Below are 21,352 nucleotides of genomic sequence, written 5' to 3' on the forward strand. Positions count from 1 at the left end.
CATGAATATGGAATCTTTAATTGGAAAAGTGCAAAGTGTCGATACAGGAAATGTATCAGTAAAAGTTGATAATGAAGAGTCATTGAACAGCGTTCAAATTAATCAGATTGTTCAAATTCGTTCAACAAAAACAGGTGAGAAAATAATAGGCTTAGTTTCAAAAATAATGAGAAAAGCCGTAGCAGAAAAGATTGATGAAAAAAATGATCCTGACTATATTGTTGAAAATGTAATCCGCATCAATCTTGTAGGAACATTAATCGAAAAAAGTGGAACTGAAAAATACATTTTCAAAAGGACATTAAACACGGTTCCAAGTATTAACGCTGATTGCTTCCTATTACAAGGGAATGAATTATCAATGTTTATGAATACCCTTTCATCTAATAGTGAAAATCCTTTAACAATTGGCAAATATACTATTTCAGAAGAATCAAATGCTAATTTGGATGGGAATAAATTCTTTCAAAGACATGCTATAATTGTAGGTGGTACAGGATCTGGAAAATCTTGGACTGTAGCTAATATTCTAGAAAAAGCTACAAAATTGTGCTCAATTAATTCTGTTGTTTTTGATTTACATGGAGAATATAAACCTCTAGGCAAATTAAAGAATACAACTTTGTTAAAAATTGCTGGACCAGCTGATAATTCAAGTGATAAAAATGTTATTTTTTTGCCGTATTGGCTATTGTCTTACGAAGAAATAGAATCACTACTTTTGGACAGAAGTGATTCCAATGCTCCTAACCAATCTAGAGTATTATTTGATTTAATAATCAATTATAAAAAAGAAATATTGAAGAAAGAAAACAAACAAGATATATTAAATAATTTTACTATTGAAAGTCCAATCCCTTATAAAATATCAGATGTCTTAAATTCATTGGAAAAGTTGGATACTGAAATGGTACAAGGTAGTAAAGCAGGCTCTGATAAACAGGGGCCTTTGCATGGAAAATTAACTAGATTTATCCAACGATTAAAAAGCAAAGAGGCGGATAAAAGATTAAATTTTCTATTTAATTCAGAGGAAAAACTTCTTCATTATGATTGGTTTTCTGAACTTGCAAATAATTTACTTGATTTTGGTAATGGTAAAGGCTTGAAAATAGTTGATTTTTCGGAAGTTCCTTCAGATATATTACCTTTGATTACAGGTTTAGTTGGTAGATTAATATTCTCTATTCAGCAATGGATGGAACCAAGCAAACGACATCCAATTGCTTTATTTTGTGATGAAGCACACTTATATATTCCTACATATATTAAAGGAGGAATTGATGAAAGAGGATTGCAAAATTTTGAACGAATTGCAAAAGAAGGACGAAAATATGGTATCTCTTTAGTGGTTATAAGCCAGCGACCTTCTGATGTGAATAAAACAGTTTTAAGTCAGTGTAGCAACTTTGTAGCAATGCGTCTTACAAATCCAGAAGACCAAAATGTAATTAAACGACTCTTTCCTGATAATCTAGGTGATTTTTCTGAAATGCTTCCTATATTAGATACTGGAGAAGCGTTAATTGTGGGAGATGCTTCATTATTGCCAAGTCGTGTAATTATAGATAAACCAACTATTAAGCCAGATAGTGCAACAATAAATTTTTGGGATGAATGGAATGTTCCAAATAAAGAAAAAGGTATTCTACTAGCAGTTGAGTCATTACGTAAACAACAAAAATAAAAAATTCATAATACTACTCTACCTTGTGGACAAGAAACAACGTTGAATAGAAAAATTATTCATTACATATAGTTATATATATTCTAACAAATGGGAAAAGGGGATAGAAAAACACGTAAAGGAAAACGTTTTATAGGTACTCGTAAAAAGAAAACCAAACGGAACTGCTATGAAATTAATGCTATAATATTTAATAAAACATTTGATTATACTCAAGAAATTGAATATGCAGTAAAAAACAGTATCGTTAGTAATAGCGATATTTTTGACTTTAGAGATACTCCCCAAAAAAAGCATTATGAATCTATTTACAATTTTTGTAGAGAAAATCTCGACATTCATTTCAATAGAAAAAACATATTAAAAAGTACTTTTTTATATTCCAATGATTATAATGTAAATGCAAAGGCCTGTAAATATAATAATCATTGTGTAATATTGTTTAACATGGGATTAATGCAAGAATGCATAAATAAGTATTTAAACAATCATGCTTTAAATGAATTTGTACAATCAAAAGAACCTGATTTGATTGCTAAATTTGATAACTCCATGAGCTATTTAGCTTTTCAAATAAATATTCAATTTACTTATTATCACGAATTGGCTCATTTGTTTCAACTTTCTAGGGTTGAAACAGACAAAGAACTTCAAGAGCAAAGTATTGATAACAATTTTAATATTATTAATCACAAATTGGAGATTAATGCAGATACCTATGCATCTATATCTATTGCAACCCAAATACATCAATATATAAATACTTATTTAATAGAAAACATTAATCAAGAAGTTGTTACGACAACTATAGCTATTTTTGGAGCATGTCTGTTCGAATACATTCTAAACTTCACTAGCCATTTAGAGTTGTATTTTAAAGAATACAATCACCCACATCCTCTTATAAGAGTACTAAATATTATTTTAAATATAACGAACCATTTTTCTGTAAATAAAATATATAAAGAGCAAGGAGTTAATCTTAACAATAGCGTTCTTTTCTTTAAAATCATGGATTTTCATAATGAGTTAACAAACAATGAAGTATTCACGACTGCTATTCCCAATTTCAGGCAACAATATACAAATAATAATAAAAGTATCGTTTCATATATTAAAGAAATAAAAAATTGGGAAGATGGAATTACATATATTAATGCAATGGATATTTGGAATAAAAATGTAGATATAATCGACTAATCGACTTTTACTGGTTCAATCAAAATAATGAAACATACATCACGGATACACCTACAAAAGTTAAGGGGAAAAGATTATAAAATTATCTTTCTAAATAAAAAAGTATATGCACAAAGATAGTTATAGCTTGTTAATACCTGAAGGGTTGTTGGATTACTTTGAAATAGTGTCGGTAGAAGAAAAGCCCAGGGAGATCAAGATTTATCTGGAAGAAATGAATAATATCAACCAAAAAGATTCTGCTTTCGAGTATGGGTGTAAAGGATTTTATCCCCATGTTATGGTCAATATTTTTTCGGTACGAGGTAAATTGCTGGATAAAATCTCTTACTGTACAACAGTGATAATAGTATTGACAACATTGAATAGATTACAATTCAACTTCATACATTAAAAAGTAAATAATTATGGCATACAAGGACGACATTTTGATTAAGCTAGAAGATTCCAACAAGTGGCCTGGATTTGAACGCCCAGAATTTCTTGATGAATTAAATGAGTTAGCAGATAGTAGTTTTGAAAAAAAAACTATTGAAGGGTATTTAGCTTCAGTATTAATTTATCATCAATTAACAGAAGAGCTTATTCGGATTCTAATTGAGAGTTCAACATTTTATATTCAATTGAGAGTATTTCCTCAAGAATTTCAAGATAGAAAATTTAAAAACAAAATGTTTGGTCAGCTCATTCAAGAATTGAATCAGTCTATTTTAGATGAAAAAATTCACATATTTGTAGAAAAGGCAAATAATTTAAATTTCTTAAGAATAGAGATTGTACATAGGCTAACTACTTCTGAGACAATAAAGAAAGTAAAAAAACAATGTGAAAAAGTACAAATCATATTCAATGAGATATGGGAATTATTTGATGAAATTTACGATAATTACAGGGTCACTTATAAAGACTTTAAAAAAGATATAGATGAATTGCGAGAATTGTTGTAAATAAATGATCCTTCAATCAATATTCTCATTCGAAATACACATATTGTTCAACAAAAAATGTTTCTATCTACTGAATTAATTGTGGTGTTCTTTGTAATTCATTGTTATTTATAAGCATATATGCACTTTTATCTTTACTTTCTTTGTGGTAAAAGAGATCATGGATCACCGACAAAAGTTGAGGGGAAAAGTATTAAAACACAAAAAAGGCAACCATCTTAGATAGTTGCCTTTTTGTTGTCGGGGTAGCGGGATTCGAACCCACGACCCCCTGCTCCCAAAGCAGGTGCGCTAACCGGACTGCGCTACACCCCGAAAAACCAGTTGACTTGCGTCTTGTTTTCTGATTGCGGTGCAAAGGTAGGGTTTATTTTTTAACTGCAAAACTTTTTCCCTCTTTTCCTTCAAAATTATTGAATCCACCCAGGCATTATATCAGCCAAACAAGCATCACTTCTTTCATTTTGAACGTATTAAAGAGATTCCACATCCAATTACGGGGTGTTAGTTATTACATTGTTTCGTAATTTGAGCTTTAATCAAACATAAAGTCATATCTTTGCAGCCACAAATTTTAGGTTATCTTATGGATTGGTTATCGGATGCGTTTTTAAAACCCACAATCATACAGGCTGTGATTGTAATATGCATGGTGTCTGCTCTGGGACTCGCTCTGGGCAGAATAAAGTTTTTCGGCATTTCGTTGGGTATCACGTTCGTGTTTTTTACAGGTATCCTTGCCGGACACATCGGCATCGAGGTTAATCCGGACATGCTTAACTTTGCCCAGAACCTGGGACTTATTCTTTTTGTGTATACACTGGGACTGCAAGTGGGCCCCGGCTTTTTCTCTTCATTCAAAAAAGGAGGAATCGAATTAAACCTGCTTTCCATTGCTGTAATTGTGCTGGGTATTTCCATGACACTAGGATTTCACTGGGGATTGGGGGTTTCACTATCCAATATGGTAGGCTTGTTTTCGGGGGCGGTAACCAATACTCCGGCACTTGGTGCGGCTCAGCAGGCATTTCTGCAGCTTAATCCGGCAGACACCAAAGGAACTACCGATATGGCTTTAGCTTGTGCGGTAACTTATCCTTTAGGGGTTGTAGGCGTTATTCTGGCCATTGTGTTTTTACGCAAGTTTTTCATCTACAAGAATGACACCTCTTTTTCGAAAGAGCATAAAGATCCTACCACCTATGTTGGCGAGTTCCAGGTAAGCAATCCGGCCATTTACGATAAAAGCATCCGCGATATCATGAAGCTTACTCACAAGCAGTTTGTAATTTCCAGGGTGTGGAGAGATGGCAAGGTTAGTATTCCTACTTCGGAGACGAAGCTGCTCCCACACGACCATCTGCTTATCATCTCGGTGAAATCGGATGTAGAGAGTATCAGAGTATTGTTTGGCGAACAAGAGCAAGTGGATTGGAACAAGGAAGATATCGACTGGAATGCAATTGACAGTCAGCTTATATCCCGCAGGGTGATTGTTACCCAGCCTAAGATAAACGGGGTTAAATTGGGATCGTTGAAGCTGCGCAATCTGTACGGCATAAATATCACCCGCATCAACCGCGCGGGAATCGATTTGCTGGCCTCTCCTAACCTGCACCTGCAGATTGGGGATAAGCTGACCATCGTGGGAGAAAAGAATTCGGTAAACAATGTGGTGAAGATCCTTGGCGACGAGGTAAAACGACTGGACAATCCCAACCTGATTGCCGTATTTGTAGGCATCACTTTGGGTGTTATCCTGGGCGCATTACCCATAACCATTCCGGGCATAAGTACACCTGTTAAACTTGGAATTGCCGGGGGACCTATCATCGTGGGGATACTGATGGGGGCTTTTGGTGCCCGTCTACATCTTACTACTTACACAACGCAAAGCGCAAACCTGATGCTTCGTCAGCTTGGTATCGTTATCTATCTGGCAGGATTGGGTATCAACTCGGGTGCTCACTTCTTCGAGACCATCTTCCGTACCGAAGGTCTGATCTGGATTGGATTGGGTGCCGCACTCACGCTTGTACCCGTATTGATTGTGGGCGTTGTAGCCATGCGTGTTCTTAAAATGGATTATGCCAACAGCATGGGTATGCTTTGCGGTAGCATGGCCAATCCCATGGCGCTGAGTTACGCAAACACAACGGTTGAAGGTGATGAACCATCGGTTGCCTACGCAACTGTATATCCCTTGTCCATGTTTATTCGGGTTATTTCGGCACAACTGCTCATCCTGCTGTTTTCCTGATATAACAGAGGTTTGAGCACTTCATCGCTTCCCGGTGGAACGTATTGATGTTGCTCATCCTGCATTTTCCTGCTGTTTTTGTTTTCCTTCTTTTTCGTGATATAAGGAAATGTTGTATCAGGCAAGCTTAGAACACCGGACCAGCAGTTTGTCGCCGTTGGCGTTGGTCGTAGCAAATATATAAACATCACCCCCTTCGGCTATTTTGGTTCGCTTCCGCAACTCCTGAACCGATAATGGAAAGTTCCTTACGGTAATGTTTGCCTTGGGAACGCTCTTGTGCAACTCCTTGGCCAGCTTACCGGTAAAAGGATATACCTCCTGCACCACAAACTTTCTGCCCGGGAAAAGTTCAACCAGGTTATCGGAAGTGTAAAGGTGACTGCTTACCTGAAGCTTGGCCACCCCCATCCGGTCCGCCACACACTTAAAGGCTCCGGCCTTTAGCAACGATGCGTTGGGCTCGTATAAAAAACGACCGATACCTGCAGCCATTCCGGCAGCCGTATCCCGCTCGTCCGCCAGGGTAAATGAAAAGGACTCCGTACTTTCGCTGGTAAGGTTTACGCAGGTTATAAGAGGATCAACCAATGCCGTTGTACGCTCCAGAATAAACAACAGCTCCTTACATTCGTTCTTTACCGACACCACATGCACGCCGGTGGTCTGGGGCAGCAGCTGCAACGTGTGCTGAATATCGGCCATGGGAGATATTTTGGCAATAATACGGGGCGCCTTCTGCAGTAATATGGGAGCAAGTCTTATTAAATCGGGTTCGCAATCTTCAAGAGCATACACCCGCTTGTCTCCTTGTCCTCTGCGGGCCGGATCGATATAAAACAGATCCACCTGCTCTATTTGCTCCAGGTACTCTACAGCATCTGTATTCAGCACCCGGATATTGTCTGCCTGTAGCACTCCGAAATTATGACGGGCAGTTTCGCAATAACGTTCAAAGCGCTCGAGGTAAAGCACCTCACGGGCCTTGTGTGAAATAAAGTAGCTATCCACCCCAAGTCCGCCTGTAAGGTCGCACACACGCTCGTTTTCGCCAACCAACTGCTGTTTATACAATCCGGTTAGCTCGGACGAACACTGTTCGGCAGCTATTTTGGCGGGAAAGAGCAATGCTTCGTTGTCGTACCACGAAGGTAACTTATCCTTGATCTGACGGCGGGATGCAAGCTGTTCCACCGCAAAAGGGATATCGATATCCGGATAGCGGTTAGCCGAAAGCAACAGCTTGTTGAGATCGTCTTTTTGATGTTTACGTATAAAATCGCGGAATTGTTCTGTAACCTGCATGATTGTACTGCTTCTTGAATGTTTTTAATCTATACCCCCGCAAAAGAGAATGTATCGATGGGATATCACAGCTTGAATCCGATACAAAAATAAGGCAAATATTTCAATCTGGCCCTGCATATACAAGGATCGATCTCATTATAGATATTTTTTATTCTTACGGATGCAGATTAATCTCAATAATAATCGTATTTTTGTAGTTGGTTTAAATGTTTAGTAACTATATTAACAAGAAAATTCTATTTGATAAATGGGAAGAGTATTAATTATTGGTGCAGGTGGTGTTAGTACGGTAGCAGTTAAGAAGATCGCTATGAATGCGGATGTTTTTACAGATATCATGCTGGCAAGCCGTACAAAGTCTAAATGTGACGCGATTGCTGCTGCAATCAAAAACGTAAAGATTCAGACAGCTCAGGTGGACGCAGACAATGTGGACGAACTCATCAAACTGTTCAATTCCTTCAAACCGGAGTTGGTGGTTAACCTGGCACTCCCCTATCAAGACCTTACCATCATGGATGCATGTCTTGCCTGTGGTGTGAACTATCTTGACACAGCCAATTACGAACCTATCGACGAAGCTAAATACGAGTATAGCTGGCAATGGGCTTATCAGGATAGATTTAAGGAAGCTGGTCTGACAGCTATCCTGGGTTGCGGATTCGACCCGGGGGTAACCGGAGTTTTCACTGCTTATGCAGCAAAACATCATTTTGATGAAATTCAATACCTGGATATCGTGGATTGTAATGCCGGTGATCATCACAAGGCTTTTGCAACCAACTTCAATCCGGAAATTAATATTCGCGAGATTACTCAGAAGGGCAAATACTGGGAAAACGGCCAGTGGGTGGAAACAGAACCACAGGAGATACATAAGCCGCTTAACTACCCCAACATCGGTCCGCGTGAATCGTATCTGTTGCATCACGAGGAGTTGGAGTCGCTTACCAAGAACTTCCCGACTATCAAACGTGCCCGTTTCTGGATGACATTCGGTCAGGAGTACCTTACTCACCTGCGTGTGATACAGAACATCGGTATGTCTCGTATCGATCCTATCATGTACAACGGAATGGAAATTGTTCCAATCCAGTTCCTGAAGGCTGTGTTGCCTAACCCCGGCGATCTGGGCGAAAACTACACAGGCGAAACATCCATCGGCTGCCGTATCCGCGGACTAAAAGATGGTAAAGAACTTACTTACTACGTTTACAACAACTGCAGCCACCAGGCAGCTTACGAAGAAACAGGTGCGCAGGGTGTTAGCTACACTACAGGTGTTCCGGCTATGATCGGTGCAAAGCTGTTCATGCAGGGTATCTGGCGTAAACCGGGTGTATTTAACGTAGAGGAGTTTAATCCGGATCCGTTCATGAAAGAACTGAACGAACAGGGTTTACCTTGGCACGAATTGTTTAACGTAGACTTAGAACTATAAGCATATGGCACTTACTGTTGGAGATAAAGCCCCCGAAATACTGGGGACCGATCAGAATGGGAACAATATCAAGCTGAGCGATTTCGCAGGAAAAAAACTAGCATTGTATTTTTATCCCAAAGATAACACATCCGGCTGTACGGCTCAGGCCTGCAGCTTGCGTGATGGATACGAACAGCTTCGTGCTGCAGGATACGAGGTTATTGGGGTAAGCAAAGACAGTGCCAAGTCGCACCAGGGCTTTATCTCCAAACAGTCGTTGCCCTTCAGCTTGATTGCTGATACAGAAACAACCCTGAACCAGGCTTTTGGCGTATGGCAGGAAAAATCGATGTACGGACGTAAATACATGGGGACTGCCCGTACAACCTTTATTATAAACGAGGAGGGCATCATCGAACGGGTGATCGACTCGAAAGAGGTGAATACAAAAGACCATGCAAATCAAATCCTTAATAAATAATACGATGGCTGAAAAAGAAAAAGGTTCAGAGATTAATTTTGAGAAACCGGCACCCAACCTGGAGAAACTGAAGGCGTTGCGTGCCACAATGGATAAGATTGAGAAAAGCTACGGCAAAGGCTCAATCATGAAAATGGGTGATGATCATGTGGAAGAGGTAAGTGTCATCCCTTCGGGTTCGATCGGGCTGGATGCTGCCTTGGGCGTAGGCGGATTTCCCCGCGGAAGGGTGATCGAGATTTACGGACCGGAATCGTCTGGTAAGACTACCCTGGCCATTCATGCCATTGCCGAAGCACAAAAAACAGGTGGTATTGCCGCATTTATTGATGCAGAGCATGCATTCGACCGTTTCTATGCCGAAAAGCTGGGTGTGGATGTAGAGAACTTATATATTTCGCAACCGGATAGTGGCGAACAGGCACTGGAGATTGCAGAACAGCTTATCCGCTCGTCGGCTATCGATATCATCGTTATCGACTCTGTGGCGGCACTTACTCCCAAAGCCGAACTTGAAGGCGAGATGGGCGACAGCAAGATGGGTCTGCAAGCCCGTTTGATGTCTCAGGCATTGCGTAAGCTTACCGCCGCTATCAACAAGACAAATACTACCTGTATCTTTATCAACCAGCTCCGAGACAAGATCGGTGTTATGTTTGGTAATCCGGAAACTACTACCGGTGGTAATGCTCTTAAGTTTTATGCTTCGGTGCGTCTGGATATCCGTCGTATCGGTCAGCTTAAGGACGGCGACGAGGTAAAAGGTAACCAGGTTCGCGTAAAGGTGGTGAAAAACAAGGTTGCTCCTCCTTTCCGTAAAGCCGAATTCGACATCATGTTTGGTGGAGGTATATCCCGCACCGGCGAGATAATCGATTTGGGTTCCGAATTGAATATCGTAAAGAAAAGCGGTTCATGGTATAGCTACAATGAGACTAAACTGGGACAAGGCCGCGATGCTGCCAAGCAGTGTGTTGCCGATAATCCCGAATTGGCCGAAGAGATTGCCGGATTAATTTTGAATGCCCTGAAGGGATAAGAGATAGCTTTCTTTTGTGAAAGTAAAATAAAACCTTGTTATTACCGTTATTCGGGATAACAAGGTTATTTTTTTAACTCCAATACTTGTAAAACGGCATGAGTGAAAAAGACAGATACATCGCACTATGTATTACGGAAGAATCCATTCCCCTGTTCGGCAGACCCTGGTGGCTGGATGTGGTGTGCGGAGCTTCAAAGTGGGATGTGTTATTGGTTGAAGATGGAAACAATATCTTAGCCGCCATGCCCCTTTATAAACCACTTTCCAACGTGATTTCAATGCCCTGCTATACCCAGACCATGGGACCCTGGATAAACCCTCGTTTCGAGCCGAAGGCTTATGGTAAACAAATCACCCACAGGCAGGAATGTTTAAAGAAGTTTGTTTCCCGATTGGACGGATACAGCTCCTTTTTACAAAATTTCCATTCCGGCATTACCGACTGGCTTCCTTTTTACTGGGGTGGATACAACCAGACCACCCGCTATTCGTACGTATTGGAAGGTATTAATAATCAGGAGATATTGTGGGATAATCTGAGTCAGAATATACAACGTAACATCCGCTCTGCACGCGATAAAAAGGGTATAATCTGTAAGAAGGGAATTCCGGTGGATGATTTCCTGAAGGTGAATGCCCAGAGCTTCGGCAGACAGGGATTAGCTGTTAAAGGCGACGAGCAGTTGCTGAAACGGCTTATTGAATGTTGCCGCCTCCGGAATCAGGGGGAGCTGTGGGGTGCATACGATTCTACTGGGCAACTTCACGCTGCGATCTTTGTGGTATGGCAGAAAAGCTCGGCCTACTATCTGGCCGGAGGCGAAGATCCGGCACTACGATCATCGGGCGCCGGCAGCCTGCTGATGTGGGAAGCCATCTGTTCTGTATCCCGGTTTACGGATCGATTCGACTTTGAAGGATCAATGTTAGAGGGTGTTGAGCATTATTTCCGGAAATTTGGTACAATTCAGACCCCCTATTTCACAATAACAAGAGGAAAAATGTGTTTACTACACAGAGCCTGGTTAAAACTAGGGAAATTTGTAACCAAACAACATGATGAGCGAGATGATAACCGAAAGATTTAAGCTGAATGAAGAGACGATTCGTTACATTATTCACTTTTTAATTGCAGTAAAAGTTCCCGATGAGGTATATAATGCGGTTGGTTATACGGCGGACAAAGATCTGTATAAGAACTACAACATCATTATTAATCCATCTCTGTTCTTTCACGAAAAAATTTACGGCACACATTCCAACCTTCCTATATTGCCTTTAAAACAGATTGAAGGTGTTCCATTGCTTTACGGCAAACCTCAAACCTTCTGGGCTGGCGAAACTTTGATTGTATACGCCGATATTATTGCCAGTGCTTTTTTTATGCTGAGCCGATACGAAGAGATGGTACGTCCTGCTGTAAGGGACGAGCACGGCAGATTTCCCGGGAAAGAATCGATTGCCGGCCGAATGGGGTTCATTAACAGGCCCATCGTGGACGAATACGGAAAGATACTTCGCAGGTGGTTACGAAGTACGGGATTCGAAATTCCCGAGCCGGGTAAGGCTATAAAAAAGATCTACCTCACCCACGACCTGGATATGCCATTCTTTTGCAGATCGTGGAAAAGTGTCATACGTGAGCTGATGCGTGGCACCAACGCGCTCAGTCTTCTACGCATTCGAACCGGACAACCGGAAGCCGATCCCTTTTATACCTTTCCCTGGTTTGATATACAAGCCCGGAAACTTCAGCTTACAGTTGGTAACAAGCGCTGTAAAAGTATTCTTTTTGTAAGAGCCGGTGGAAGCACACCGCAAGACAAGCCTCATTATAAATTAAAATCTCACCCCATCCGTAAACTGCTTACAGCCAGCATAAACAATAACATATCAATCGGGTTGCACAGCAGTTACGAAGCCGGAATTAACCCCGGTTTGATTGCACAAGAGCATAACAACCTCGAAAACGCCATCATCCAGCCCGTAAAATACAACAGGCATCATTACCTCTCTTCACGAGACCCCAGAGATATGGAAGAGCTTGAAAAGGCAGGTATAACAGACGATTTCACCATGGGGTATGCAGATGTGGCAGGATTTAGACTGGGCACTACCCGGCCGGTTCGTCGGATTGATCCTTATACTGGGATTGTCAATTCGCTGAAGCTTCATTCAATCACAGTAATGGATTGTACGCTGAACGAACAAAAATACATGAATATGACCAGTCAGGAGGCCGAAGTTTATTGCATCGACCTGATCGACAAGGTTAAAGAGATGAACGGAGAACTGGTTTTACTCTGGCACAACAACCTGGTGACGGACAATCCGCAGCTAACCCGCACCGTACCCTGGTTACGTTCTCTTTATAGTAAATTAATAGAACATCTGATGATCAATGCCTGAGAAAGAGAACATATTATCCAAAAAGATACTTATCCTTTGCGATATGTTTCCTCCGGCATTTGCCCCAAGGATGGGTTACCTGTGCAAATATATGAAGAAGGCCGAATGGGAACCAGTGGTCGTTACAGAGTACATCAACGAAAATACCTTTGCATTCTTAAAGGAGGTCTGCGATGTTACCTACGTGGATTTCTATCCATATAAAAACAGATGGATTAAAAAACTGGCTTGGGTGGCAACGCTGACGGCCGACTGCCTTTTCGGATACAAGGAGCGCAGGATGGCCAAAGCAGCTGCCCGGAAGCTTAGTCAGGGAGGCTTTGGCTGTGTTTTATGCAGTACCTACCGTACCTTCCCTCTTCCGGCAGCTTACAAAGTAGCCAAAGAGTTTAGGCTTCCGCTGGTGGCCGACCACAGAGATATCATTGAACAATATGCCGGAACCGAATATATCGCCAGCAAGATGGGCCGCTTTTCATGGCTGAACAGGCTGATAACCACTCTCTTTACCAGGCGTTTGTTAAACGAGAGGAACAAGGTTCTTCCCAAAGCAGATTGTATCACCACGGTATCCACCTGGCATGTGGATACACTGAAGAGGTACAACGGCAATGTACGGCTTATATTTAACGGCTACGATCCGGAGCTGTTTTATCCGGAACAGATCAAGACCAGCGAGTTTGTACTTTCCTACACCGGCCGACTGCTTAGTTTTGCCATTCGCGACCCGCGTCCTCTGTTTGAGGCAATCGGGCGTCTGCATACCGAAGGTGTTATCACTCCGGCGGATTTCAGGGTAAAATGGTACATGGACTCTTATTCGCAGCAGCTGGTTTCCGGCGAGGCGGAAAGATTTGGCTTGCTCGGTTACATGGATTTATATCCGTATGTGGAAGCTTCGCAAGTTCCTTCCATCCTCAATAACAGCTCGATATTGCTTCAGTTGGCCAACACCGCCAGTCAATCCGGACCGAAGGGGATTATGACGACCAAGCTTTTCGAGGCTATGGCAGTAGAAAAGCCCATGCTGTGCGTACGAAGCGACGAAGCTTGTCTGGAGGCAGCCATCCGGGAAGCCAATGCCGGAGCAAGCGCCCGTACTGCCCAGGAAGCCTACGATTTTATAAAATATTACTTTGAAAGATGGAAAACCGACGGATATACATCGGTCAGCGTAGATAAAGAGGTTGTAAAGAGGTATTCCCGCAAAGAACAGGCTGCCCAATTTATGGATCTTTTTATGGAATTGCAAAAGAAAGGAGACGAACATGGAAAAGCATATTAACATCATTGCCCTGAACATTCCATTTCCGGCCAATTACGGCGGGGTGATCGACATCTACTACAAACTGTATGCATTGAGCCGTTGCGGGTTTAAAATCCATCTGCATTGCTTTGAGTATGGCCGTCAGCATGCCGTGGAGTTGAATAATTTGTGCGAAGAGGTGATTTATTACAAAAGGGAAAAGGGACTCAGCTCCCACTTTTCGTTGCTTCCCTACAATGTATACAGCCGCAGAGACAAGCAGCTGCTCCGAAATCTATGCACCAACTCCTATCCCATCCTTTTCGAGGGACTTCATAGTTGTTACCTCATCAGCCATCCGGATCTGAAGGACCGGATGAAGATATTCAGGGAATGCAATATTGAACATGCCTATTACCAGCACCTCGGTAAAGCAGAAAGCAATCCTGTAACAAAAGCATTCTTTTACCTGGAGGCTCTCAAGTTCCGGCTTTATGAGCCGGTTCTGAGACATGCAGATCTGATGATTGCTGTTTCGGGAACCGACACAGCTTACCTTCGTAAACGCTTCCCGGCAAACCGGGTCGAGTTTATTCCCTGTTTTCATAAGAACGAACAGATTGATATCCTTCCCGGACAATCGGATTATATATTATATCACGGTAATTTATCTGTCCCCGAAAATGAACGTGCCGCACTGTATCTGATTGAAAATGTTTTCTGCAGACTTCCCTTCAGATGTGTGGTGGCGGGACTTAATCCCACAAACAGACTGAAGCAGGCGGCTGCTAAATACATCAACGTCTGTCTGGAGATAAATCCGGCGGAAGACCGTATGGAAGAGTTGGTAAAAAATGCCCAGGTTCATGTGCTGGTTACGTTTCAGGAAACGGGATTAAAACTAAAGTTATTAAATACGTTGTTTGCGGGAAGGCATGTTATTGCCAATAAGAAAATGCTGGCCGGAAGCGGACTCGACAATTTGTGCTGTATTGCCAATACAGCAGACGACCTTGTGCTGGCTTGCAACCAGTATATGGAGATGCCATTTCACGTTGCATCCATCGAGGAGCGAAGAAAAATGCTTATACCACAGTTCTCCAATCTGGAACAGGCCAGGCGATTGGCCGAAATGATGGGATGACGATCATCTAATTTACTTGTATGAAAAACACAATCTACCACAAAGCTATTCAGGAATTGACGGAAAAGCTGCAGGCTGTTCCTTACGAAACGCTTTCGATAAGCAGCTATAACAAGTCTTATATCAAAGGAATGATGCCGGCAATAGGTTATTTCCTTAAAATCTATGCAACCTGTCTACAGCAAGGAATAGCCGGATCAGGTAAATCACCCCGCGAACTTACCATGATTGATTTTGGAGGGGGAAGCGGATTCCTGAGTATGTTGGCCAAATCGATCGGTATCGGACATGTAATCTATGTAGACCTCAACCCGTTGTCTGTTCAGGCAGCATTCCGGTTGAAGGAATATACCGGAACCGGAGCCGATCTGTTTCTGGAAGGCAGTACCGAACAGCTTGCTGATTGGTGCAGGGATACCCAATCGAAACCCGACCTGCTGATTGCGACAGATCTGATTGAGCATGTGTACGATCTGAAACGTTTTTTTTCCGGGTTGGTAGCTATCAATCCTGCGTTAACGATGTATTTCACCACCGCCTCTACCCCATACAATCCATACGTAAAGAGAAAGTTAAGGAAAATAATGGACTCCTGCGAAACCGGTGATGCCTTGTCGCCTAACTACTTTACCAAGCGTTACGAGTACATCCGTACGCAGTTTCCATCATTGAATGAAGACGATTTGAATGAATGGGCACATTGCACCCGGGGACTAACCTTCGGGGATATAAATAACGTGATACAGTCCGATTTGAAACCTGTACCAAGCGACCCATGGAACACCTGTGATCCGGAAAACGGGAACTGGACCGAAAGGATACTCCCCATACAGAAATACAGGGATTACCTCAAACCCTACGCCTACGATGTAATTGTAAGCAAGGGCTTCTATAACGAACAAAGAGATAGTCTGGTCAAGTGGGCTGTATGCAAGTGTCTGAATAGTTTGATAGCCCTAACCGGCAAAATGGGTCTTTTGGCAGCCCCTTTCATTATTATCTCTTGCCTGCCTCAGGGCTCCTCCTGCAAGTCGAACAATCCCCTCAGCACATAATCCTGTTGGAGATCGGCCGGCTTAATCACCCAATCACTCCATTTAACAAGATCTACATCGAGGGGTATTTTGCCTTCAGCTTTTAATTGGGGACTTCTTCCGGCGGCTTTTTCTATCTCTTTAAACAAAGGTTTGAGTTCATCCGCACTGCAGTCGGTATAAGCGATGGCAACCTGATTCAGGTAATTGCCAATGCTGTAAGAGCTGCCCACCGGCTCTGTATAATAGCTTTCGGAAAAGCGGATAGACAGGAATAGTTTTTTTAGCTGCTCCACAGCAAATGCCATGTTCTGCTGCTCGTTATAATTAGACCCGAGACTTAAAATAACACGATAAAGCATGTTCGATAATACTTAGTTGGCCACCTCTTTCTTGTGGGAGTTGATAAACGTATTGATATACCCGATCAGACTGATAAATCCCGATGAAAACTGCTGGTTCTCGGTAGAACGGATCGATATAAATTTGTCTTTGTCTTTAGTTGAAAAAGAGATCTGATACATAATATCACCCAAATCACGGTTGTATTCCTTATCGAAACCATACGAGTCTTCCATTTCAAACAGTTTACTCTTACTTAACAGTTTCTGTATTTCTCCAAATTCTTTATCGGTCAGTTTCCCTTCACTTATCTTCGGATCCCTTTTATTCGCGGCATTGTCGAAAAAGTAATTGTACTCTTCCAATTTATAATTCTGATCACTGTCGTAGGTTATAACCATCTTGTAGTTGTCTACACTTTCCATGCTATAGGTAAACGAAAATTCTTCAAACTCTTTTTTATTGCTGCATCCACTCAAACAAATCAGCATAACAGATAAAATGGTTAACAATGAGATACGTGTTTTCATGCTATTTCATAATTAATTTACTGCGCAAAGCTAACGAAAAGAAATTAAAATATAAGTAACTTTGCCTATATAAACAAACGGACAATGTCGCATTTACCATCCATTATATCAGACTTAGCTGTCATACTGATCTCGGCGGGACTTGTTTCGCTGTTATTCAAACGATTAAAGCAACCTGTAGTCCTTGGATATATAGTTGCAGGAATTCTTGCCGGTCCCTCGATAGCATCCATTCCTACGGTATCTGAAACAGACAGTATACGTATCTGGGCTGATATCGGGGTAGTTTTTCTACTTTTTGCATTGGGACTCGATTTTAGTTTCAAGAAACTGATGAAGGTGGGTGGTACCGCTGTGGTAGGGGCTGTAACTGTCGTTTTCGGGATGATGAGCGTTGGCTATACAACCGGACTATCCCTTGGATGGGGACATATGAACAGTCTTTTTCTGGGAGGGATGCTCTCCATGTCGTCTACCACCATCATATTCAAGGCTTTCGAGGACATGGAGCTGCGCAACAAACGCTTTGCGGGCGTGGTATTCGGCATTCTGGTTGTAGAAGACCTCTTTGCCGTTTTACTCATGGTTCTATTATCCACCCTGGCCGTAAGCAAGCATGTAGAAGGCATGGATATGCTGGACAGTGTGGTTAAACTGGGCGTATTCCTGCTCTTCAGCTTTGTAACCGGTATTTACATACTACCCACCTTCTTACGTAAAGCAAGAAGATTCCTAAATGATGAAACCCTGCTGATTGTTAGTGTAGGTCTATGTCTGGGGATGGTAATCCTTGCAACTAAATCGGGATTCTCGTCGGCACTGGGTGCCTTCGTCATGGGCTCCATACTTGCCGAAACCATCGAGGCAGAACGCATCGAGCACGTTGTTAAGCCGGTTAAAAATCTGTTCGGGGCCATCTTCTTCGTATCCGTGGGGATGCTAATCGAACCCGAACTGCTCTGGCAATACAAGCTACCTATCCTCTTCATCACACTGGCAGTAATCCTTGGTCAGATTCTTTTCTCCGGATTTGGCATACTCTTATCCGGGCAGCCGCTTAAAATAGCTATTCAATCGGGATTTGCTTTAGCGCAGATCGGCGAGTTTGCCTTTATCATCGCATCGTTGGGATTATCGCTCAAGGTAACAGACAACTTTCTCTACCCCATCGTTGTAGCGGTATCCGTGATAACTACATTCCTCACACCCTATATGATACGGTTATCGGAGCCCGCCTATGTGTATGCCGACAAGCATATGCCTAAATCGTGGAGACGCTTTTTCGACCGATACTCATCCGGGGGATCAACCATCAAACAGAAAAGTACGTGGAACAAGCTGCTGAAAGCCCTGATGCGAATCGTTGTGATGTATTCTGCCGTATCGGTAGTCCTGATCCTGCTGTGGCTGCGCTTTGTAGCCCCCCTCATTATCAGGAGTACGCAGGGTATCTTCGGAGAGATCATCTCGCTGGTGCTTATACTGCTTATCATTTCGCCGCTGCTCAGAGCCATCATGATGAAAAAGAATCATTCCGAAGAGTTTCAGGAACTTTGGCAAGACAGTAAATACAACCGAGGATCGTTGGTATCCCTTATTGTTTTACGCATCATCCTCTGCATCGGGATCGTTATGATACCCATCATCAAGCTTCTCAATATCACATTCGGATTGGTTGTCGCCATTGCAGCGGCCTCCATCCTGGTATTCATTTTATCCAAACGGCTTAAAAAGCATTCCATACAGATAGAACGACACTTCTTCCGGAACCTGGCCGCCCGCCAGGAAGAGATGGAAAGGCGTTCACCCATCAAGCAGCACTTTGCGAACCACTTGCTGGCCCGCGACCTCCATTTAGCCGATTTCGAGATCAGACAGGCCTCCCCCAGTGTTGGCAAAACACTGAAGGAGCTTAACTTCCGACAAAAATGCGGGGTGAATGTGGTAACTATCATCCGGGGCGAACAACGTATCAACATACCCGGTGGCGACGAGAGGCTATACCCTTTCGACAAATTAATTGTGGTAGGCACCGACAAAGAGCTTGAGTCTTTCCTGCAATACACAGAAGAACGATACAGACAGAATCAATCTGTTCTTCAGAAAGAAGAGGTGAAGGAGGTTAGCATGGAACAGTTTGTAATTAGTGCTGGCTCCAAACTAATCGGACTGTCCATACGCCAGTCGGGTATCCGCGATAACGCAGCCTGCCTGGTTATCGGGATCGAACGGGGTGTGTCCTCCGTGATGAACCCCTCTCCAGACACCATCCTTGAAGAAGGGGACATTGTCTGGATCGTTGGCGAACGGGATAAGATGGTTAAATTAAGCGAAGGAGAAACGGTTGGATCCTAAAACACAAGACCTAATATATAGAACTTAAAGTGAAAATCACCAGGTATAAAGTATTAGATATTAGATATTTAATTAGTAAGTGTTTAATTTATAAGGATTAAATTGTAAGGATATAAGTTGTAAGCACCTAAGATGTAAGAATTTAAGGATTACGGATTTAAGGTTTAAATAGTAAAGTAGTAAGTATAAAGCAAAATACAGAAATATATGAAATTCATTGGAATTATTCCCGCACGGTATGCATCTACCCGCTTTCCAGGCAAACCTCTGGCACAGATGGATGGCAAACCTATGATTCAACGGGTATACGAACAGGTAAAAGAGGTACTTGATGCGGTATGGGTGGCAACAGACGACACACGCATCGAAGCTGCAGTAAAGGCTTTTGGAGGGAACGTGGTGATGACTTCCACCGAGCACCGCAGCGGCACCGACCGTTGTCACGAGGCGTACACACTGGTAGGTGCAGGTTACGATGTGATAATAAACATTCAAGGTGACGAACCCTTTATCCAGCCCTCACAGATCGAGAGCTTGAAGTCATGCTTCGACAACGACTCCATCGACATTGCAACCCTTGTGAAACCATTCCAGGGCAACGACTCTTTCGAGGCACTAAGCAACGTAAACAGTCCCAAGGTTGTACTTAACAAGAACCAGGAAGCCCTTTACTTTAGCCGGTCCATCATTCCGTACCTGCGCGGCAAAGAGCAGCACGAATGGATAGCCAGTCATACTTACTATAAGCACATCGGACTTTACGCCTACCGTGCTGATGCCCTGGCAGCCATCACCCGTCTACCTCAATCTCCGCTGGAGATAGCCGAAAGTCTGGAACAACTCCGCTGGCTGGAAAACGGATTCAAAATTAAGGTAGGTATCACCCAGCAGGAAACCATCGGCATCGATACACCCGAAGACATGGAAAAGGCGCTGCAATTCTTAAGAAACAGATAATATCCGACTTCTGTCCATAAAAATCCGACACTTTCCATAAGATTTCGATACTGTCCATAACATTGTGTTAATGAAGACTACAAGACATAAAGTTTGTAGTTATTTATTCCTTTGATAAAGGAATTAGTATGGATAGTCCCTGAAATTCCAAAAGAATAGGGCGGCAGTGAAGTACTGCCGCCCTATTCTTCTTTGGTAATACAATCCAATAGTGTCACATAAGTCTGTTTCCTTTTAGATTTCCCATAATCAGCTTATATTAAATTGCATATAAGGTCTGTTTAGAATTTTACCTGAAACTACAAGACACCAGGTGATCATTCACATACCCAACCGCCTGTAAATGCGCATAGCAGATGGTGGTGCCGAAGAATTTAAAACCCCTCTTCTTCATATCTTTACTGATGCGGTCGGACAAATCCGTTGATGCCGGAACATCAGACAAACTGCTCCAATGGTTAACAATGCGCTCACCGCCAGGCAAAAAAGAGCGCAGATAAGCACAAAAGGATCCGAACTCTTCCTGCACCTTTATAAAGCAACGTGCATTGGAGATGGTCGACTCAATCTTCCGTCTGTTACGAATTATACCCTGGTCCTGCATCAAACGTTCCACATCCTCTTCTGTAAATCCGGCCACTTTGTGTACGTCGAAATCCGCAAAAGCCTTTCTGTAATTCTCTCTGCGACGTAAAATGGTAATCCAGCTCAACCCCGCCTGCGAGCTTTCCAGTACAAGGAATTCAAACATTGTAGGATCGTCGTTCACCTCACGCCCCCATTCCTGGTCGTGGTAGGTTGTATACAAAAGGTCTGTACCACTCCAGCCGCATCGAACTATTCCATCTGCTTTTTCCATAAACGTATTTTTTTACTTATTTGCAAAGATAGAAAACTGCATGAAACAAATCGCACCGGGTTTATTATTATATATAAATCAGACTTCCGGTTTATATATGGATACTGAAAGGACAAATAAAATAACCC

19 protein-coding genes and 1 tRNA gene are annotated in these 21,352 nt (G+C 42.4%); 15 read left to right on the forward strand and 5 right to left on the reverse strand.

The window, feature by feature from the left end; all coding sequences use genetic code 11:
* The first annotated feature begins 7 nt into the window (after nucleotides 1-7).
* From F5613_RS01755 to F5613_RS01770, 4 genes are all read left to right on the forward strand, one after another.
* Nucleotides 8-1,687 carry an ATP-binding protein gene (locus F5613_RS01755; protein ID WP_246303314.1) on the forward strand — a complete coding sequence of 560 codons (1,680 nt, stop codon included), beginning with the start codon at nucleotides 8-10 and terminating at the stop codon, nucleotides 1,685-1,687.
* A gap of 90 nt (nucleotides 1,688-1,777) precedes the next feature.
* Nucleotides 1,778-2,887 carry a hypothetical protein gene (locus F5613_RS01760; RefSeq protein ID WP_179398440.1) on the forward strand — a complete coding sequence of 370 codons (1,110 nt, stop codon included), beginning with the start codon at nucleotides 1,778-1,780 and terminating at the stop codon, nucleotides 2,885-2,887.
* Between the two features lie 106 nt (nucleotides 2,888-2,993).
* Nucleotides 2,994-3,281, forward strand: a complete 288-nt coding sequence (locus tag F5613_RS01765; protein ID WP_179398441.1) for an ISAon1 family transposase N-terminal region protein — start codon at nucleotides 2,994-2,996, stop codon at nucleotides 3,279-3,281.
* Nucleotides 3,282-3,294: 13 nt separating this feature from the next.
* Complete coding sequence (locus tag F5613_RS01770) at nucleotides 3,295-3,834, forward strand: hypothetical protein (protein ID WP_179398442.1); 540 nt, start codon at nucleotides 3,295-3,297, stop codon at nucleotides 3,832-3,834.
* Between the two features lie 240 nt (nucleotides 3,835-4,074).
* Here the strand turns inward: F5613_RS01770 and F5613_RS01775 are convergent.
* Nucleotides 4,075-4,149: transfer RNA gene (locus tag F5613_RS01775), tRNA-Pro, on the reverse strand.
* A 271-nt stretch (nucleotides 4,150-4,420) separates the two neighbouring features.
* Between F5613_RS01775 and F5613_RS01780 the strand changes: the two genes are divergently transcribed.
* Nucleotides 4,421-6,094 carry a putative transporter gene (locus F5613_RS01780; RefSeq protein WP_179398443.1) on the forward strand — a complete coding sequence of 558 codons (1,674 nt, stop codon included), beginning with the start codon at nucleotides 4,421-4,423 and terminating at the stop codon, nucleotides 6,092-6,094.
* Nucleotides 6,095-6,211: 117 nt separating this feature from the next.
* Here the strand turns inward: F5613_RS01780 and F5613_RS01785 are convergent, their stop codons facing one another.
* The gene (locus F5613_RS01785; protein WP_179398444.1) at nucleotides 6,212-7,399 is read right to left on the reverse strand and encodes a THUMP-like domain-containing protein; all 1,188 of its coding nucleotides are present in this window, start codon (nucleotides 7,397-7,399) and stop codon (nucleotides 6,212-6,214) included.
* Nucleotides 7,400-7,649: 250 nt separating this feature from the next.
* Here F5613_RS01785 and F5613_RS01790 point away from each other — a divergent pair, with 250 nt between their 5' ends.
* The 8 genes from F5613_RS01790 (at nucleotide 7,650) to F5613_RS01825 (ending at nucleotide 16,202) form a co-directional block, all read left to right on the forward strand.
* The gene (locus F5613_RS01790) at nucleotides 7,650-8,843 is read left to right on the forward strand and encodes a saccharopine dehydrogenase family protein (protein WP_068180263.1); all 1,194 of its coding nucleotides are present in this window, start codon (nucleotides 7,650-7,652) and stop codon (nucleotides 8,841-8,843) included.
* Between the two features lie 4 nt (nucleotides 8,844-8,847).
* Nucleotides 8,848-9,306: a thioredoxin-dependent thiol peroxidase gene (gene bcp, locus F5613_RS01795; RefSeq protein ID WP_068180266.1), complete on the forward strand. Its 459-nt coding sequence runs from the start codon at nucleotides 8,848-8,850 to the stop codon at nucleotides 9,304-9,306.
* A gap of 4 nt (nucleotides 9,307-9,310) precedes the next feature.
* Nucleotides 9,311-10,345: a recombinase RecA gene (gene recA, locus F5613_RS01800; RefSeq protein WP_068180396.1), complete on the forward strand. Its 1,035-nt coding sequence runs from the start codon at nucleotides 9,311-9,313 to the stop codon at nucleotides 10,343-10,345.
* 98 nt (nucleotides 10,346-10,443) lie between these two features.
* A complete protein-coding gene (locus tag F5613_RS01805) occupies nucleotides 10,444-11,436 on the forward strand; it encodes a GNAT family N-acetyltransferase (protein ID WP_179398445.1) in 993 nt (330 codons plus the stop codon).
* Nucleotides 11,405-12,757 (forward strand): polysaccharide deacetylase family protein, encoded by a 1,353-nt coding sequence (locus F5613_RS01810; RefSeq protein WP_246303315.1) that lies wholly within the window; start codon nucleotides 11,405-11,407, stop codon nucleotides 12,755-12,757. The genes F5613_RS01805 and F5613_RS01810 overlap by 32 nt, the downstream gene beginning before the upstream one ends.
* Complete coding sequence (locus F5613_RS01815; RefSeq protein ID WP_179398446.1) at nucleotides 12,750-14,042, forward strand: glycosyltransferase family protein; 1,293 nt, start codon at nucleotides 12,750-12,752, stop codon at nucleotides 14,040-14,042. The genes F5613_RS01810 and F5613_RS01815 overlap by 8 nt, the downstream gene beginning before the upstream one ends.
* The gene (locus F5613_RS01820) at nucleotides 14,026-15,147 is read left to right on the forward strand and encodes a glycosyltransferase (protein ID WP_179398447.1); all 1,122 of its coding nucleotides are present in this window, start codon (nucleotides 14,026-14,028) and stop codon (nucleotides 15,145-15,147) included. Before F5613_RS01815 ends, F5613_RS01820 begins: the two co-directional genes overlap by 17 nt.
* A 20-nt stretch (nucleotides 15,148-15,167) precedes the next feature.
* Nucleotides 15,168-16,202 carry a 50S ribosomal protein L11 methyltransferase gene (locus F5613_RS01825; protein WP_179398448.1) on the forward strand — a complete coding sequence of 345 codons (1,035 nt, stop codon included), beginning with the start codon at nucleotides 15,168-15,170 and terminating at the stop codon, nucleotides 16,200-16,202.
* On the opposite strand, the gene F5613_RS01830 is transcribed toward F5613_RS01825, so the two are convergent.
* Together F5613_RS01830 and F5613_RS01835 are read right to left on the reverse strand one after the other, a co-directional pair.
* Nucleotides 16,160-16,543, reverse strand: a complete 384-nt coding sequence (locus tag F5613_RS01830) for a 2-amino-4-hydroxy-6-hydroxymethyldihydropteridine diphosphokinase (protein WP_179398449.1) — start codon at nucleotides 16,541-16,543, stop codon at nucleotides 16,160-16,162. The genes F5613_RS01825 and F5613_RS01830 overlap by 43 nt on opposite strands.
* A 12-nt stretch (nucleotides 16,544-16,555) precedes the next feature.
* Nucleotides 16,556-17,053, reverse strand: a complete 498-nt coding sequence (locus F5613_RS01835) for a hypothetical protein (protein ID WP_179398450.1) — start codon at nucleotides 17,051-17,053, stop codon at nucleotides 16,556-16,558.
* Between the two features lie 84 nt (nucleotides 17,054-17,137).
* Here F5613_RS01835 and F5613_RS01840 point away from each other — a divergent pair, with 84 nt between their 5' ends.
* Together F5613_RS01840 and kdsB are read left to right on the forward strand one after the other, a co-directional pair.
* Nucleotides 17,138-19,408, forward strand: a complete 2,271-nt coding sequence (locus F5613_RS01840; protein ID WP_179398451.1) for a cation:proton antiporter domain-containing protein — start codon at nucleotides 17,138-17,140, stop codon at nucleotides 19,406-19,408.
* A gap of 207 nt (nucleotides 19,409-19,615) precedes the next feature.
* Complete coding sequence (kdsB, locus tag F5613_RS01845) at nucleotides 19,616-20,365, forward strand: 3-deoxy-manno-octulosonate cytidylyltransferase (RefSeq protein ID WP_179398452.1); 750 nt, start codon at nucleotides 19,616-19,618, stop codon at nucleotides 20,363-20,365.
* Between the two features lie 289 nt (nucleotides 20,366-20,654).
* Here the strand turns inward: kdsB and F5613_RS01850 are convergent, their stop codons facing one another.
* A complete protein-coding gene (locus F5613_RS01850) occupies nucleotides 20,655-21,224 on the reverse strand; it encodes a DNA-3-methyladenine glycosylase I (RefSeq protein WP_179398453.1) in 570 nt (189 codons plus the stop codon).
* Nucleotides 21,225-21,352 lie beyond the last annotated feature (128 nt).

This window comes from Macellibacteroides fermentans, assembly GCF_013409575.1.
Classification (GTDB): domain Bacteria; phylum Bacteroidota; class Bacteroidia; order Bacteroidales; family Tannerellaceae; genus Macellibacteroides; species Macellibacteroides fermentans.